The sequence below is a fragment of the Arthrobacter psychrochitiniphilus genome (assembly GCF_003185915.1).
Lineage (GTDB): Bacteria > Actinomycetota > Actinomycetes > Actinomycetales > Micrococcaceae > Specibacter > Specibacter psychrochitiniphilus.
The window spans coordinates 229,208-245,006 of record NZ_QHLZ01000001.1 but is presented as its reverse complement, the minus strand read 5'-3'; the positions used below and the strand labels follow the sequence as shown (position 1 = coordinate 245,006).

The window sequence follows — 15,799 nt, the reverse complement described above, 5'->3', positions numbered from 1 at the left end:
GTACTAACAAAATGGTGCAGAATATGGCGGATCCCTGCCGGAATTGTGGGGCTGCTCTTTCGCCGGGCGCGGCTTTTTGCCTAGTCTGTGGGGCCACCGTGGCTAATCGGGCTGCTTCCACGGCTCCGTCAGTTGCGCCGTTGGGTGGCAGTGCACCCAGTGCTCCGGGCTTCGGTGCTCCCGGTTTCGGTGCGCCCGGTTTCGGTGCGCCCGGTTTCGGTGCGCCCAGCGCTCCCGGCTTTGGGGCCGCCAGTGCTCCCAGTGTTCCGGGTTCCGCTGTTCCGGGGCAAGCATTGCCGGGCATCATCACTGTTGGCAGTACTCCTTCCGGACCGCTACTTCCTCCCGTGCAGGTAGGGCAGGACCCTCGGGCTGCAGCGGCAACGGCTTTATCCAATGCGGCAGCGGGGCGCCGTTTGGCCGCCAAGATCATTGACGGTGTGCCACCGGGAATCCTCTTTGGTGTGGCCGGGGGCGTTGGAGCAGCACTTATCACCACCACCACCGTGCAGGGCGGCACCCAGGTGGACTTCACATGGCTCTCTGTCCTGATGGGTGTGGCATCCGTTCTCTCGCTGGCATATGCCGTGTGGCAGTGGGTGTGGGAAGCCAGGGCTGGCAAAACCCTCGGCAACCTGATGCTGGGCCTGCGCACCACCAACATGGAAGGGACACCGGCCGGATTACTCGCAATTTTCCTCCGTTCCCTCATGGTTAGCCTGAGCGGTGTGGTGCCCACTATTGGACCGATCGTGATGCTGGTTTCCAATGCGTGGGATAAAAACGACAAGAAGCAGGGTTGGCACGACAAGGTTGCCCACACCCTAGTTTTCAACGTTTCCAAGGGCCGGAACCCCCTGGAAACCGGCGGCATCGCCGAGCGGGAGACATTCACCCCCACAGAAGTTCCGACTCTTTCCCCCGTGCGCTCACCGCTGGTCCGCCCCGCTGCACCAACGGCCGGACAAGCCCACGCCGGACAGTTCCCGGCCGGGCAAACTCAGATGGGACAGACTCAGGCCGGGCAGTCGCCTGCTCCGGGCGCTGCCGCTGCAGTGCCCGCACGCCGCTTGGGGCGTGGCAAGAAGAAGGGTGCCGCCGCGGATCCCTTCGCCCCACCAGCCATCCAGTTCCAGAACCAGCCCAGCCAAGCTCAGGCCCCTGCCCAGTTCCAGAACCAGCCCAGCCAAGGTCAGGCCCCGGGACAGTTCCAGAACCAGCCCAGCCAAGGTCAGGCCCCGGGACAGTTCCAGAACCAGCAGCCGGTTCAGCAGTTCCAGCAGACGAATCATCTCTTTGCCCCGCCGCCCTCCGCTCCGGCGCCCGAGCTGCCGATAGAGCAAGGCCCCATCACTACTGTGCCAGGCATCACCCGGCCGCTGACTGAAGACACCACCGCTCCCGATGCCCAAACGGGGCAGCCGTTCCAGCAGCCCCAACAGTTCCAACAGCCGCAACCGCCCCAACGGCCCCAGCAGCCCCAGCAGCCGGCTCAGGGGATGCAGGCACAGGGCTTCGCCCCCGCGGGAGCGTTTGCACCAGCACCGGCTTCCAGGCCTGGGCCCGCAGATGCTTATGCCAGCACACCATTCGATGACGAGGCGGGGGAGACCCGGGCACGGCCACAAGGAAGCCGGACCGCAGTGCGCCTGGTTTTCGATGATGGCCGCACCGAAGAGTTGGGCGCCACAGCGCTGCTTGGCCGTAACCCTGCCGGTTACGATGGTGAGATGATTTCCCGTCTCATCCCAATCCAAGATTCCACCCGATCAGTATCCAAGACACACCTTCACGTCCGTGCCGCGGCTGAGGGGCTGTGGGTGACTGACCGTAATTCCACCAATGGCAGCGCCATTGCCAACACCGGCGGAGTCAAGACCCCTCTGATAGGCGGCACGCCCACCCTCGCGGTGCCCGGCTCACGAGTTCATTTTGGTGACAGATCCTTTGCGGTGGAACAGGTATGAGTTTGATGGATGATATGAAGGGCGCAGCTAGCTCAGGGGTCCGCCTAGCCTTCGGCTTTGGTACGGACCGCGGTCTGCGCCGGGAACTCAACGAGGACTCCTTCCTGGCAGCAGATCCGCTCTTCACCGTGGCAGACGGCATGGGCGGGCACGAGGCAGGCGAGGTTGCCAGCCGCGAGTGTGTTGAAGTTCTGAGCCAACAGCGGCTACTCAGCGCAGGCTGCAGGGAAGCAACGGCAGCAGATCTGCAACAGGCACTGCGTCAAGCCGATGCCCGTATCCGCGAACTGACCAACGCACGCGCCGGTACAACCGTCAGCGGGGTAGTTCTGGTGGAGGAACGTACAGTTCCGTATTGGTTGGTCTTCAACGTGGGTGATTCACGCACGTACCGCCTGAGCCAGGGCAATTTCAGCCAGATCAGTGTGGACCATTCCGAAGTTCAGGAACTGGTGGATGCCGGTCTCATCACCCCCGAAGAAGCCCTGGTACACCCGCGGCGGCATGTGGTGACCCGTGCGCTGGGCACCGGATCGGTCACCGAGGCAGATTTCTGGTTGGTCCCCGTGGAAGAAGGCGACAGAATTCTCATCTGCTCCGACGGCCTCTCCGGCGAGCTTGGCGACGAGCAAATTCACCGCGTCATGAGCACCCTGCGTCACCCGCAGGACGCCGTCGACTCACTGATTCAAGCAGCACTGCGCTCCGGGGGCAGAGACAACATCACCGTGATCGTGGTAGATGCTAGCAATGTCTTAGGCGGTGCGGCTGAGCAAACCCTCAACAACCCTAAGAGCGCAGAATCCGTACCAGAGGACACTCTTCCCCGCATGCCAATCATTGAGGACGTGCTGGAGTCCATTCCTGCCTCGGTGCGCGAAGCAGGGCAAAACACCGACCTCAAACTGCAGCCACCATCCCACGCACCTGCAGTTCCGGCCATGGCAGCCCCTGTCCAGGCCACAGCATTTTCACCCAAGGAGAATCATGGTTAGCAGCACGTACCGCACAGGCTCATGGCTTGGAATTGTGCGATCCGGCTCTGTCATAGTGCTGGAAGGCAACACCAACCCAGCCATCGTCAACCGGCTGTGGGATTTCCTTGGAGTAGAACCCACCATTCACGGTGTCCTGAACCAAGTGACGGCCGAGTTCGGCACCGGGCTGACCGGGCTGCCCAGCTTCGCCATCCTGGTTCAGAGTGATAAATTGCACGCCATCCTGCGCGGGGATATCACCCTTATTGCTCATCAGGGTGATTCCGCAGAAGTGGTTTCCGGCCGGGAAGTCTCCACCTGGAGCGAACGTTCGCTGGCCCTTCCGGAAGCACTGGAACTGACACTGGCGGATACTTCCGCCGGTGAGACAGAGCTCGAGCTTCCCGTGGGGGAAGCCGTTGTTCGGTTGCAGCGATTGCTCCAGGGTGATCTTCATGGCACAAAAACAGGCTTTGCCGCTGCCGTCTCTGCCCCGGAAGGGTTGGCAGAGGAGGAAAGCGCCGCCGTGGAGGCCTCACCAGCACTGGCAGCTGAGGAGGTCCTGAACCCTGGCGGCAATCATGACGCGCAGGATTCTGCTGCCGACTATGCCTCGGAGGATGAATCAACTAAATTCGCGGAGCAGCCCCAGGCTGAGGAGCACTCTGTTTCACTTCTGAAGCATGATTGGTTTGCGCCCGCGGAAGAGCCGGTTGAGAGTGCGCCCGCTACGGATGAGGCCCCAAGCAATGTACCTGTGGAGGATGCTGACGCCTATGCCAGCTTCGCGATGGCTGCAGAAGCTGCGGACGCAGAGTGGAGCGCACAGCTGGCGCCCGTTTCGGCAACGGCCGAAGAGTCCCACAATGACTTGAACCTGACCAGGTACCCGGACCTGCACCACGACGAGTTTACCGAGCAGGTAGCCGTTGAGGGTTCCGAGCAGGAACCAGGTGTGGAAGCAGGCCCGCTGGCGGCAGAACCACTTGAGCAAGACCCGCTGGAAGCAGACCCGCTGGAAGCAGACCCGCTTGAGCAAGAACAGCTTGAGCAAGAACAGCTGATGGACGAGTATGGTGTTGCCGCGGAGCCCGTTGAGGTCCAGGAAGCGCCTGAGAGCCCCTCATCTGAGGAAGAATCCTTCACAACCAACTATGACCACTTGTGGGGTCCCACAATTTCCCGCAGTGTTGAAGACGCTGCCGTGCGCCTTGATGAGAACGGGCAGCCCGTGCACCCGGTGTCCTCTGATCCAGTGGTTCCACCCTTGCCGCCAGCACCTCCGCTTTCAGGCCATGGCGAGGACCCAGCAGCCGGTATTCTCCCCGCACACCATGATCCGTTCGGGGCGCCGGATTCCGAGGGTGGGGCATTCCCCAGTGCTGAACAAGGGGCACAACACCGTCCCGACCCCGGTGCGCAGCACAATCCCGACCCCGGCGCGCAGCACAATCCCGACCCCGGCGCGCAGCACAATCCCGACCCCGGCGCGCAGCACAATTCACACTCACCCATGATTGATTCTGTGCCGTGGAACATGTCCCCCGCAGTGGAACAGCAGGCACCCCCGGCAACTTCGACACCCCCGGCAACTTCGGCACCCTTGGCACCCGAGAATGTGGCCTTTGATCCTGACCATGACGGGCACACCATCATGAGTGGCGAGGGCCAACAGCACAGCGCCCTGGCCTCAGCGCCGCTCCTGGAATCACGTCCTTCCACAGGCCCCATGGTTTTGGCACGCATGTGCCCGCACGGTCATGCCAACCCGCCCAGCCGTTCGCAGTGCACGCACTGCGGTGCTTCCATTAACTCCGAGCCCCGTGAAGTAGGCCGTCCCCGTCTGGGCACCATGCACATTTCCAGTGGCGAATCGGTAGAGCTTGACCACTCGCTCATCATTGGCCGCCAGCCCTCGGTGTCCCGTGTCATGGGCGGTGCCATGCCCCGGCTGGTGCAAGTAAAGAGCGGCAACGATGATATTTCACGCTCTCACGTGGAAGTGCGCCTAGACGGTTGGGATGTGCTGCTGGTGGATCTGAAAGCCACCAACGGCACAGTCCTAGTACGTGAAGGTCAGGCTCCGCGGCGTCTGAGCCAAGGCGAGGAAGCCATCTTGCTCAACGGCGATATTGCCGAGCTCGGTGATGGTATTTCCCTGCTCTTTGACGGACTGCTGTGAGTCAGAGGCGAGTGGCGGCACCACCACAGCTGCCCGGCTACACTTTCATCTCAGGCCTGGGCTCGGGCGGATTCTCCGACGTATACCTGTACGAACAAGAACGGCCCCGACGCAAGGTTGCCATCAAGGTCCTGACGGCTGACCTGAAGACGGCCGGAGCCAGAACCCGCTTTGAATCCGAAGCGAACCTGATGGCACAGCTATCCGCGCATCCGTACATCGTCACGATTTACGAAGCCGTGATCACTGATGCTGGCCACTCCTACCTGGCCATGGAGTACTGCTCGCGTCCCAGCCTGGATCTGCAGTTCAAGCAGGGACGTTACAGTGCTGACAAGGCCATGGAAATCGGTATCCAGGTGGCGTCAGCCGTGGAAACCGCACACCGTGCAGGCATTGCCCACCGAGACATCAAGCCCGCCAATATCCTGGTCACGGACTACAACCGGCCGGCTCTGACTGACTTTGGAATTTCCGGCACCACGGATGCGCTGGCGGCCGACGGCGGCGGGATGTCCGTGCCCTGGTCGCCACCTGAATCTTTTGGTTCAGGAGCAACGGACGGCGTGAAGGTGGATATTTGGGCCTTGGGCGCCACCATCTACACACTCTTGGCCGGACACTCGCCGTTCGTCATTCCGGGTGCGGAGAATTCCTACCGCATTCTCGGGGACCGAATTGCCACCATGGCGCTGCCACGGCTGGGCCGGGCTGACATCCCCGAAGCCCTGGAAATGGTCCTGGCAACCGCCATGGCCAAGCACCCCAGCTCCCGGTATGCCTCGGCCAAGGACTTTGCCCGGGCACTCATGCGTGTGCAGGCGGATCTGAACTATTCCGTCACCCCCTTTGAGGTGCAGGAGGAAATAGTTGTTCAGGAACGGCCGCCTGGCCACCCTGAGGATTATTCGGAACCCACACGGGTACGCTCCATCATCTCCATAGACCCTGACGCAAGCACCCCCAACCCCACTTTTCCCTCGCGGGCCACAGGCGCTGCGAGCCCTGCGAGCCGCACTGCCGGAACGTCCTTTAATGGACCCTCAGCTCTTAGAAGTCAGCAGCCCCACACCGGCTTTAGCCCCAGCGGTCCCGGGACAGCAGGCGCAGAAGGAACTGGTACAACAGGTCGAACTGGTACAACCGGCAGCCTGACCCGCAACGGCCAAACAGTTCCCTCGCAGGACACCGCGGGTGGGTCTACCGTGCCCAAGAGCTTCTCCAACGTGGCATCACCGACGCAGTGGAATGACACGGGGCTGCGGCTGGAGAATCCGGCCCAGAAGTACGCCCTGGACCAGACGGTAGAGCGCCAGGATTTGCTGGCCCCGGCAGAGCTGGAAACTGCCCCCACACCGGCGCGCAAGAAGGGGCTATGGCTGGGACTGGTCTCCGGGCTGGTACTGGTGGCCGCCGTCGTGGTGGGCATTATGGTCTTCAGCGCTGGTGGAGCAGCACCAAAACCAGACCCTCTTGCGTCCCAGAGCGCCCCGCCGCCCACAGCTCTAGTGGTGGGCGCCGAGGTGCCACAAGTGAGCGATCTGAGCGCTAAACCCATCAATGGAGGCGCCGAATGGACCTGGACCAACCCTGATCCGCAAGAAGGGGACCAGTTCATGTGGGCTGCCATCAGCATTGTGGATACGGGTGAGTTCAAACGGATCACAGATAACAGGGTGTTTGTTGTCAATGGCGCTAATGGGGTTTCCTGTATTTCCGTGAAACTACTGCGCTCCAACGGTCAGGTCTCCGATGAAATAAAAAAATGTACCGAATGAGCTCTAAGGACCAGCACCAACAAGGGGGAGAACCATCATGGCTGAACTGACCATTGACTTTTGTGGCGAATGGTATGAACCGTCGCCTGAGAGTGTTTTTAGCATTGGCCGTGAAGGCGATATTGAGGTCGATGACAACCCGTATCTGCACCGCAAGTTCCTAGAGGTCAGCAAATATGACGGTATCTGGTGGCTGACTAATGCCGGCACCATGCTCTCAGCGACCATTGCTGACGCGGCTGGGGGCATGCAGGCCTGGATGGCTCCGGGGGCACGCGTACCGTTGGTGTTCCAGCAGACCAACGTGATCTTCACGGCCGGACCCACCACGTACGAGTTCTCCGTCCACCTGGATTCACCCGCCTTCACCTCGCAGAGCCGGGAGGACGATTCCGCCGGCTCCACCACGATTGGCCCTGTTGTTTTCACCCCGTCCCAGAAGGCGCTGATAGTGGCCCTGGCCGAGCCCATGCTGCGCCGTGGCGGAACAGGTTTTAGTTCCATCCCGTCCTCCGCTCAAGCGGCCAAGCGGCTCGGATGGGCTTTGACCCGCTTCAACCGCAAGCTCGATAACGTGTGCGACAAGCTGGACCGAGTGGGTGTGGTGGGTTTGCGCGGAGGTGGCGGAAAACTCGCCACCAACAGGCGGGCCAGACTGGTTGAACATGCCGTCACCTCACACCTGGTCACACCTGATGATCTGCCCCTGCTGGAATCCCAACGTGGAATGGAAGATGAATGAGGCTGCGACTAACGCTCCGACGCGAGCCTCTTGAGGATAAGAACCTGGCAGTCACTGTTGACGGCCTGGCCACTGTAGGGGACATTGCTACGGAGTTGTTCCTCTCTGATCCCACCCGTAAGGGTGCGCAGGCTCCGGCCAACCTTTCCTTGTTAGTGGAGGAGTCACTGGTAGGTGGCATTCAGGGACGCACCTTGCCACCGGGGAGCAACTTGCTGGAATCTGGGCTGCGTCCCGGCGCCACGGTTTCACTGACTCAGGTCAGTGAGTCTTTTGCGCTGCCCAATCAGGACAGGGGACCGGCGGCTGCCACCTTGCGCGTCATGGCCGGGCCGGACGCGGGGAAAGAATTCGCGCTCCCGTTGGGCACCAGCTATGTGGGGCGCGACTTTGACGTCGACGTGCGCCTGAGTGACCCCATGACCTCCAAACGCCATGCCCGCATCACGGTGGGGGAGACGGTGGAGATCGCGGATACCGGATCAGCCAACGGCATGATGATGGAGGGAATTCAGATTTCCCGGGCCGTGCTGGGCTCCTCGGATGAGGTGACCTTGGGCGAGAGCACCATTTCAGTCATCAGCCTGGGCCGCGGCTCACAGTCGGGACCCACCAGCCCGCTGGTGGAATTCAACCGCTCCCCACGTGTTGTGCCCCAGTTCAAGGTGGAGAAGCAGACCGTTCCGGCCGGGCCCAAGCGGCCCCGGCGCGAACGCTTCCCCGTGGTCATCCTCATTGCGCCCATTCTCATGGGAGCTGTCATGTTCGGCGTCACCAGGAGCTTGTTCAGTGTGATCTTCATGGCCATGATGCCGTTGATGATCATTGGCGGCTTCGTGGATCAAAAAATGAACGCCAAACGCGAACTGCGGGAATCCATTGAGCAGTTCCGGGGTTCCGTCACAGAGTTCCGCCGCCAAATGACCGCCCGGCAGCAGGTGGAGCGGGCCATCCGCCTGGCTGAGAGCCCCTCGGCGGCGGAAACTGTGGACGCCATTTACAAGCTGGGCCCGCTGATGTGGACTCACCGCCCCGAGCACAAGGCGTTTTTGACCCTGCGCCTGGGCGTGGGCCGGCAGCCCTCCCGCACCCCCATAGAGGTGGGCGACAGCAATGACACCTTGCCGGAATATATGGCAGAAGTGCAGGAAATCAAGGCCGAATTTTCCGATATTGACGCCGTTCCCGTGGTGGCGCAGTTGCGCAACAGCGGCGCCCTGGGTGTTGCCGGCCCGCGCGGTGTGGTGGACGATGTAGCCCGGGCACTGGTGCTCCAGGCCGTGGGATTGCACTCACCGGCTGAACTGGCCGTGGCGGCCATGACCTCCGCTGAGTCCAAGGACCGTTGGCAGTGGCTGCAATGGCTTCCGCACGTGGATTCAGTCCATTCCCCGCTGGCTGCTGACCATCTGGCCTCCGGCAGCGGTGCCGCAGGAGTACTGTTGGCTGCCCTGGAGGATCTTATGGTCAACCGTGGCGTCAACTTGGCCGCCCACGCCGCCGCCCACCGTGGCAGCCAGGATCCCACCAAAGCGGATCCGCCCCCTCCTGCCACCCCGGCCATGCTGGTCATCATTGAAGATGACGTCAAAGTGGACCGGGCCCGGCTCACCCGGTTGACGGAATACGGTGCGGACGCAGGCCTGCACATCCTGTGGGTTGCCAGTTCCGTGGAAGCCCTCCCGGCCCCCTGCCGTGACTTTGTCCATGTGGCAGAGACTGCCACAACAGGCCAGGTGCGCCTGGGCCAACTGACATTCCCCGTGAGCTGTGAAAGCGTCAGCTTGGAGCTGGCCTCTCAACTGGCCCGCTTGCTGGCCCCGGTAGTTGACTCCGGCAAACCCGTTGACGATGATTCTGACCTTCCCCGCAGCGTCTCCTACGTGGCACTGGCCGGGCATGATCTGGTGGAAAACACCTCCGGAATTGCAGACCGCTGGCTGGAGAACAACTCCGTGGCCTCCCGCGCCGTGAAGAACCGCAAATACCAGGGCTCCTTGCGGGCACTGGTGGGTTCCAAGGGTGTGGAACCCATGTACCTGGATTTGAAAACCGAAGGCCCGCACGCCCTGGTGGGCGGTACCACCGGTGCCGGCAAGTCCGAGTTTCTCCAAGCCTGGGTGCTGGGCATGGCCGCCGCGTACAGCCCCGACAGGCTCTCCTTCTTGTTTGTTGACTACAAGGGCGGGGCTGCCTTTGCCGACTGTGTGCAACTGCCGCACACAGTGGGCCTGGTGACCGATTTGTCCCCGCACCTGGTGCGCCGGGCCCTGACCTCGCTCCGTGCCGAACTGCACTACCGGGAGCACCTGCTCAACCGCAAGAAAGCCAAGGACCTACTCGCCATGGAGCGGGAAGCAGATCCTGAGGCGCCACCGTCGTTGATCATTGTGGTGGATGAATTCGCCGCACTGGCCAAGGAAGTGCCGGAATTTGTTGACGGTGTGGTGGATGTTGCCGCCCGTGGCCGCTCCCTGGGACTGCACTTGATTCTGGCCACCCAGCGCCCCTCGGGTGTTATCAAGGACAGCCTGCGCGCCAACACCAATATGCGCATCGCCTTGCGCATGGCGGATGTGGATGACTCCCAAGATATTTTGGGGGAGCCCACAGCCGCCTACTTCAGCCCGTCCATTCCCGGCCGTGGGGCAGCCAAAACCGGCCCAGGCCGGATTCAGGGTTTCCAGACAGGCTATGCCGGTGGCTGGACCACACGCACCCCGCAGCGTCCGCGCATTGACATTGTGGAGATGGACTTTGGTGCCGGCGCCCCATGGGAGCAGGAACTCGCGGTAGCCCCTGTGGAGGACTCAGCCGGGCCCAATGACATTGCCAAAGTGGTCAGCAATATTTCCTTGGCCGCCGTGGAACTGGGCATCAAGCCGCCCCGCAAACCCTGGCTGAGCGAGCTGTCCGAGATTTATGACTTCTCCAAACTGCCCAACTCGCGCACCGATGAGCAATTGGTGCTGGGCGTTATGGATGATCCGGAACACCAGGCACAGCCCACCGTGTTCTTCGAACCGGACAAGGACGGCAACATGGCCATCCTGGGGGCCAGCGGTTCGGGTAAATCGGCGGCCTTGCGCACCATCGCCATTGCCGCGGCAATCACTCCGCGCGGCGGGCCCGTGCAGGTGTACGGCATTGACGCGGCCTCCAACGGGCTACAAATGCTAGAAGCGCTCCCGCACGTGGGCGGGATTATCAACGCCGAGGATGCCGAACGTGTTGGCCGGTTGCTGCGCCACATTCGCTCTGTCATTGAGGAGCGGGCAGAGAGCTTTGCCGCGGTTAAGGCCGGCAGCATTGCCGAGTACCGCCACCTGGCCAACAAGCCCAACGAGCCGCGCATCATCATCATGGTGGATGGCTTGGCCACGTTCCGGGAACTGTACGAATTCCGGGTGGGCATGACCCAGTTCGAAACCCTCCAGCAGATTGCCACGGACGGCCGTCCCATGGGCGTCCACATTGTCATTGCCGGTGACAGCCCGAAGTCGCTCCCGGCGTCGTTGGCTTCTTCCGTGCAGCGCCTTCTGGTGTTCCGCATGGCCACAGCCGATGACTATTCCAACCTGGGCCTGCCCCGCGACGTGCTTGATCCGGCATCACCACCCGGGCGTGGAATGATCGACGGCGGCGAAATTCAGATGGCGATCTTTGGTGGCACACCAAACCTTGCCCTGCAGGCGCGCCAAGTGGCCAGCCTGGGTGAAACCATGCGCCGCCAAGGGGTGCCGCAGGCGCGGCGGATTGAATCGCTGCCGGAGAACGTGGACTTGAACGTGCTCCCGGAGGCCAGCCCCGGCAACGTCATCATCGGTGTGGATGACTACAATCTGGAACCGGCAGGCTTGGCGGCCAGCGGTGCACTCATGCTGACGGGACCGCCCGCATCCGGGCGCACCACAGCCTTGGTTACCCTCGCCGAGGCGCTTAAACGTTCGACGCCGGGTACCCGCCGCGTGTACTTCGGCTCACGCCGCTCAGCGATCGCCAACCTCTCGGTATGGGATGAGGCCATTGTGACGGCTGCTGGGTTGGAGCCGCAACTGCAGCGTTTCATTGACCTGGTGGAAAGCGAAACCACCCCCGTGGCGTTCTTTATAGAGGGCGTCACCGAATTTGCCGACTCTGAAGCAGAGATGGACCTGGTCAACTTGATCAAGGCAGCCATCAAGAGCAACTGCTTTGTGGTGGGTGAGGGGGAGACCTCTACCTGGGCTGCCGCCTGGAGCCTGGCCGGGCTTTTCAAGGCTGGGCGCCGCGGCCTGCTGCTGAACCCGAGCGATATTGAAGGTGACACTTTGATGAACACCTCGCTGGGCCGGCTGCACAACAATAAGTTCATCCCGGGCCGCGGTTTTGTGGTGGGCCGCGGAAAGGCGTTCGCGTTGCAAGTGGCCACCACCATGGACCACGAACGCTAACGGGTGGGGCCGCAACTGTGGAAGGTGCCGGGGAGTGTTTTCCGGCGGCCGGGCGCAGTTGGGGAGTTGTCCCCATCGCACTCCTGACAGGAAATTGTTAGGTTATTGATAGCCGCCCGGTTGGAAAAGCCAGCACAGGGTATTTTCTTCTCACAAAGGATGTTCATCATGGCAATGATCGGTAATGATCCCCAGGACATGGCAGAACTGGTTTCCAAGTTGGCTTCAGCCATTGACCAGATCACCACGGCAATGTCCACCCTTGACGGCAAGGCTCAGTCCGTTCGCTGGGAAGGCGCCGACGCCACCCGCTTCAAGGGCACCACCTGGCCCACCTCAAAGAAGCAGCTCAATAACGTCATCAATGATCTGACCCAGGTCAAGACCTTGGTCAACAAGCAGAAGCTGCAGCAGATCGAAGCTTCACGCTAGTCCCCACTCGCCGGCCGCATAAATCGCTGACGCGATTTGTGCGGGACCTGGCGAGCGTGGGCCCAGACCGGCTCCCATTTGTGGGGGTCGGTCTGGCGTTTAAGTGCCGCTTCGCGCTGATTGGTGCGTCAGGGCAGCTTCGTGGGGCAAGATAGAACCGTGAGCAGCCAGAACGTAGAACCCCAGCCCGTAGAGTCCCCGCCCGTAGAGCCAAGCGCTGCGGAGCGTTATGTGGTTTTAGTGGAGTTGATTCAGTCCTACCGGGCTGCCTACTACAACGAGGATGCGCCGCTGGTCTCCGATGCGGAGTTTGATCTGCTCTACAGTGAATTGGAAACTCTGGAGGCGCTCCACCCCCAACTGGTCAGCAATGATTCCCCCACCCAAGTGGTGGGTGGGGATGTCTCGGTGGCGTTTGCCGCCGTCGAGCATTTGGCCAGAATGTATTCGCTGGAGGACGTCTTCTCTCTTGCGGAGTTGGAAGCATGGCTGCTCAAGGCGGCCGCCTCGGTGGAAAACCGGGGTGGTACGGCCCCGAAGTGGCTCACGGAACTGAAGATTGACGGCCTGGCCGTGAATCTGCTCTACCGCGACGGCGTGCTGGTGCGGGCGGCCACTCGCGGCGACGGCACAACAGGTGAGGATGTCACGCACAATGTGGCTACCATCAAGGACATTCCGCAAAAGCTGCACGGTTCCGGATTCCCCGCTGAGGTGGAGATCCGTGGCGAGGTGTTCATTGGTTCCAAGGACTTCCTGGCGCTCAATGAGGTGATGGTTGCGGCCGGAAAGGCGCCGTACGCGAACCCGCGTAACACGGCGGCCGGTTCTTTGCGGCAAAAGGATGCTGCGGAAACTGCCAAGCGGCCGCTGAGCATGTTTGTGCACGGCATCGGTGCCCGTGAGGGGCTCACCACGGCCACCCAGTCCGAAACGTACGAGCTCCTCAAATCGTGGGGCATGCCCATCAGCCCCTATTACAAGGTGCTAGACACGCTGCCCGAGGTCATGGACTTCATTGCCTATTACGGGGAGCATCGGCACGATCTGATCCATGAGATTGACGGCATTGTTGTCAAGGTGGATGACCTTGCCACGCAGCGCGAACTGGGCCACACCTCCCGCGTGCCGCGCTGGTCCGTGGCGTATAAGTACCCGCCGGAGGAAGTTCATACCAAGCTGCTGGACATCAGGGTCAATGTGGGGCGCACGGGCCGGGTTACCCCCTACGCCATCATGGAACCAGTTCTGGTGGCTGGCTCCACCGTGGAAATGGCAACCCTGCACAACCAGGATGTGGTCAAGGCCAAGGGAATCTTGATTGGCGATATTGTGGTGCTGCGCAAGGCAGGGGATGTCATTCCGGAGATCGTGGGCCCCGTTATGGCACTGCGTGATGCCCAGGTTCCGCCCGTGCGTGAGTTCATCATGCCCACACACTGCCCTTCCTGCGGCACTGAACTGGCGCCGTCCAAGGAGGGTGACATTGACATTCGTTGCCCCAATAGCCGCTCGTGCCCGAGCCAACTCACCGAACGCGTGGCGCACCTGGCCGGACGTGGAGGCTTTGACATCGAGGCACTTGGCTACGAGGCGGCCCGGGCGTTGACCGCCGGGCACGGCCCGGATCCGGCGGAGAACGGTGGGATCATTGCACCGGCCGGCCCTGGCCCCCTGGTGAGTGAAGCGCACGTTTTCGATATTGCGCAACTGGATTTATCCGGCGTGATGGTGTGGCGTGAAAAGCGGTCAAAGGGTGAAGGTACCGGCATCTTTGAGCTGACTCCATACTTCTACACGAAGGCCACGGCGAAGAAGCCTTCCGTGCCTTCCAAAACAACAGAGAAGTTGTACCAGGAGCTGGAAAAGGCGAAGAAGGCGCCGCTGTGGCGGGTGCTGGTGGCCCTGTCCATCAGGCATGTTGGGCCCACGGCATCGCGCGCGCTGGCCACCCGGTACGGTTCCATCACAGCCATTGCGGAGGCGCTCAAGGCCCCGAATGCGCGGGAGCAACTAGCTGATGTGGATGGTGTGGGAGCCATCATCGCAGAGGCTTTGATCGAGTGGTTTGAGGTGGATTGGCACCAGGAAATCATTGCCGCATGGGCAGCTTCGGGGGTGCTTATGGCTGATGCTGTGGACGAATCCGTTCCCAAGACCCTGGAGGGTCTGACCATTGTGGTGACGGGGACCCTGCCCACACTCAGCCGTGACGAGGCCAAGGAAGCCATCATCACCCGTGGCGGAAAGGCGGCCGGGTCGGTCTCCAAAAACACCTCTTATGTGGTGGCCGGTGAGGCTGCGGGCACCAAGTTAGACAAAGCCGAGGCGCTGGGCATCCCTGTCCTGGACGAGGACGGCTTCTTGCAATTACTCGCCAACGGACCACTTCTTGACGCCGAGCCCACTGAATAACAGACACGAAGGAGCACCATGAACGTCCACCCTGTCCCTGTTGATGAACTGTTGGAGGTAGCCCTGCGCGCCGCTGCCGCAGGTGCCGCCGTGCTTGCGGCCCGGGATCCGGCAGGATTTGGGGCCACGGAGAAATCCTCTGATGCCGATTGGGTTACTGCCTTTGATGTTGCCGCAGAGAACGCCGTGCGGGCAGTGATTGCACAGGCCCGCCCGCATGACGTCATCACGGGGGAGGAGCTGGCCCCTGCGCTTCCCGAGACGCCCTCCGGGTACAGGTGGAGCATCGATCCGCTCGATGGCACCATGAACTTCATCCGCAACATTGCCTACTACGGCACCTCGGTGGCCGTGATGGGGCCCAGCGGCGAATGGCTCGCCGGGGTGGTCAACGCCCCGGCACTGCGCCGCGTGTACTTTGGCTCCCGTGGAGAAGGTGCTTGGCTGGATGAGAAACGCGCAGATGGCGCCCAATCGGTGCGGCGTTTGAGCGGTCCTGTAGAGAAACGCGGTGGCACCCTGATTTCCACAGCACTGACGTACGATCCGGTGGTGCGCCGCCGTTTGGTCTCCGAACTGGATTTCAAAATGGACCATTTTGGTGACTTCCGCCGGCTCGGCTCCGCCGCCCTGGAACTGTGTGCCGTGGCTGAAGGCTCCGTGGACGCGTACCTGGAATACGGCCTGTTCGAGCACGACTTTGCCGCTGGTGGCCTCATTGCGGAAGAAGCCGGTGCTTGGGTGCACCTGCCCGCGCTCAGCCCGGCCATCAACGGGCTGCCAACACGTGAAGAGGTCCTGTCCGTGTGGACCGGCGCCTGCGTGCCCGGGCTTCAAGGCGGCTTCGCCCCCGAGCAGTAGGTCAAGGGTGCC

General features: G+C 61.9%; 9 protein-coding genes and 1 pseudogene. All 10 read left to right on the top strand.

Going from position 1 to position 15,799, the window contains the following annotated elements; translation table 11 throughout:
• Window positions 1–11: 11 nt before the first annotated feature.
• Window positions 12–95 (top strand): annotated as a pseudogene (locus CVS29_RS19350) (zinc-ribbon domain-containing protein); the annotation flags it as partial.
• A gap of 3 nt (window positions 96–98) precedes the next feature.
• Window positions 99–1,967 carry an RDD family protein gene (locus CVS29_RS01125; protein ID WP_110104489.1) on the top strand — a complete coding sequence of 623 codons (1,869 nt, stop codon included), beginning with the start codon at window positions 99–101 and terminating at the stop codon, window positions 1,965–1,967.
• 5 nt (window positions 1,968–1,972) lie between these two features.
• Window positions 1,973–2,962: a PP2C family protein-serine/threonine phosphatase gene (locus CVS29_RS01120; protein WP_373366714.1), complete on the top strand. Its 990-nt coding sequence runs from the start codon at window positions 1,973–1,975 to the stop codon at window positions 2,960–2,962.
• Window positions 2,955–5,126 carry an FHA domain-containing protein gene (locus CVS29_RS01115; RefSeq protein ID WP_110104487.1) on the top strand — a complete coding sequence of 724 codons (2,172 nt, stop codon included), beginning with the start codon at window positions 2,955–2,957 and terminating at the stop codon, window positions 5,124–5,126. The genes CVS29_RS01120 and CVS29_RS01115 overlap by 8 nt, the downstream gene beginning before the upstream one ends.
• A complete protein-coding gene (locus CVS29_RS01110) occupies window positions 5,123–6,904 on the top strand; it encodes a serine/threonine-protein kinase (RefSeq protein WP_110104486.1) in 1,782 nt (593 codons plus the stop codon). Before CVS29_RS01115 ends, CVS29_RS01110 begins: the two co-directional genes overlap by 4 nt.
• A 37-nt stretch (window positions 6,905–6,941) precedes the next feature.
• The gene (locus CVS29_RS01105) at window positions 6,942–7,646 is read left to right on the top strand and encodes an FHA domain-containing protein (RefSeq protein WP_110104485.1); all 705 of its coding nucleotides are present in this window, start codon (window positions 6,942–6,944) and stop codon (window positions 7,644–7,646) included.
• Complete coding sequence (locus CVS29_RS01100) at window positions 7,643–12,079, top strand: type VII secretion EssC family protein (RefSeq protein ID WP_110104484.1); 4,437 nt, start codon at window positions 7,643–7,645, stop codon at window positions 12,077–12,079. Before CVS29_RS01105 ends, CVS29_RS01100 begins: the two co-directional genes overlap by 4 nt.
• Before the next feature lie 168 nt (window positions 12,080–12,247).
• Window positions 12,248–12,511 carry a hypothetical protein gene (locus CVS29_RS01095; protein WP_146212954.1) on the top strand — a complete coding sequence of 88 codons (264 nt, stop codon included), beginning with the start codon at window positions 12,248–12,250 and terminating at the stop codon, window positions 12,509–12,511.
• Between the two features lie 159 nt (window positions 12,512–12,670).
• The gene (gene ligA / locus CVS29_RS01090; RefSeq protein ID WP_373366674.1) at window positions 12,671–14,926 is read left to right on the top strand and encodes an NAD-dependent DNA ligase LigA; all 2,256 of its coding nucleotides are present in this window, start codon (window positions 12,671–12,673) and stop codon (window positions 14,924–14,926) included.
• Window positions 14,927–14,944: 18 nt separating this feature from the next.
• Complete coding sequence (locus tag CVS29_RS01085; RefSeq protein WP_110104481.1) at window positions 14,945–15,787, top strand: inositol monophosphatase family protein; 843 nt, start codon at window positions 14,945–14,947, stop codon at window positions 15,785–15,787.
• Window positions 15,788–15,799 lie beyond the last annotated feature (12 nt).

What these genes read in the sequence shown, in the direction of transcription:
- CVS29_RS01120 (WP_373366714.1), top strand. Translation starts at nt 1,973, where the DNA reads ATGGATGATATGAAGGGCGCAGCTAGCTCAGGGGTCCGCCTAGCCTTC.
- CVS29_RS01115 (WP_110104487.1), top strand. Translation starts at nt 2,955, where the DNA reads ATGGTTAGCAGCACGTACCGCACAGGCTCATGGCTTGGAATTGTGCGA.
- CVS29_RS01105 (WP_110104485.1), top strand. Translation starts at nt 6,942, where the DNA reads ATGGCTGAACTGACCATTGACTTTTGTGGCGAATGGTATGAACCGTCG.
- CVS29_RS01100 (WP_110104484.1), top strand. Translation starts at nt 7,643, where the DNA reads ATGAGGCTGCGACTAACGCTCCGACGCGAGCCTCTTGAGGATAAGAAC.
- CVS29_RS01095 (WP_146212954.1), top strand. Translation starts at nt 12,248, where the DNA reads ATGGCAATGATCGGTAATGATCCCCAGGACATGGCAGAACTGGTTTCC.
- CVS29_RS01085 (WP_110104481.1), top strand. Translation starts at nt 14,945, where the DNA reads ATGAACGTCCACCCTGTCCCTGTTGATGAACTGTTGGAGGTAGCCCTG.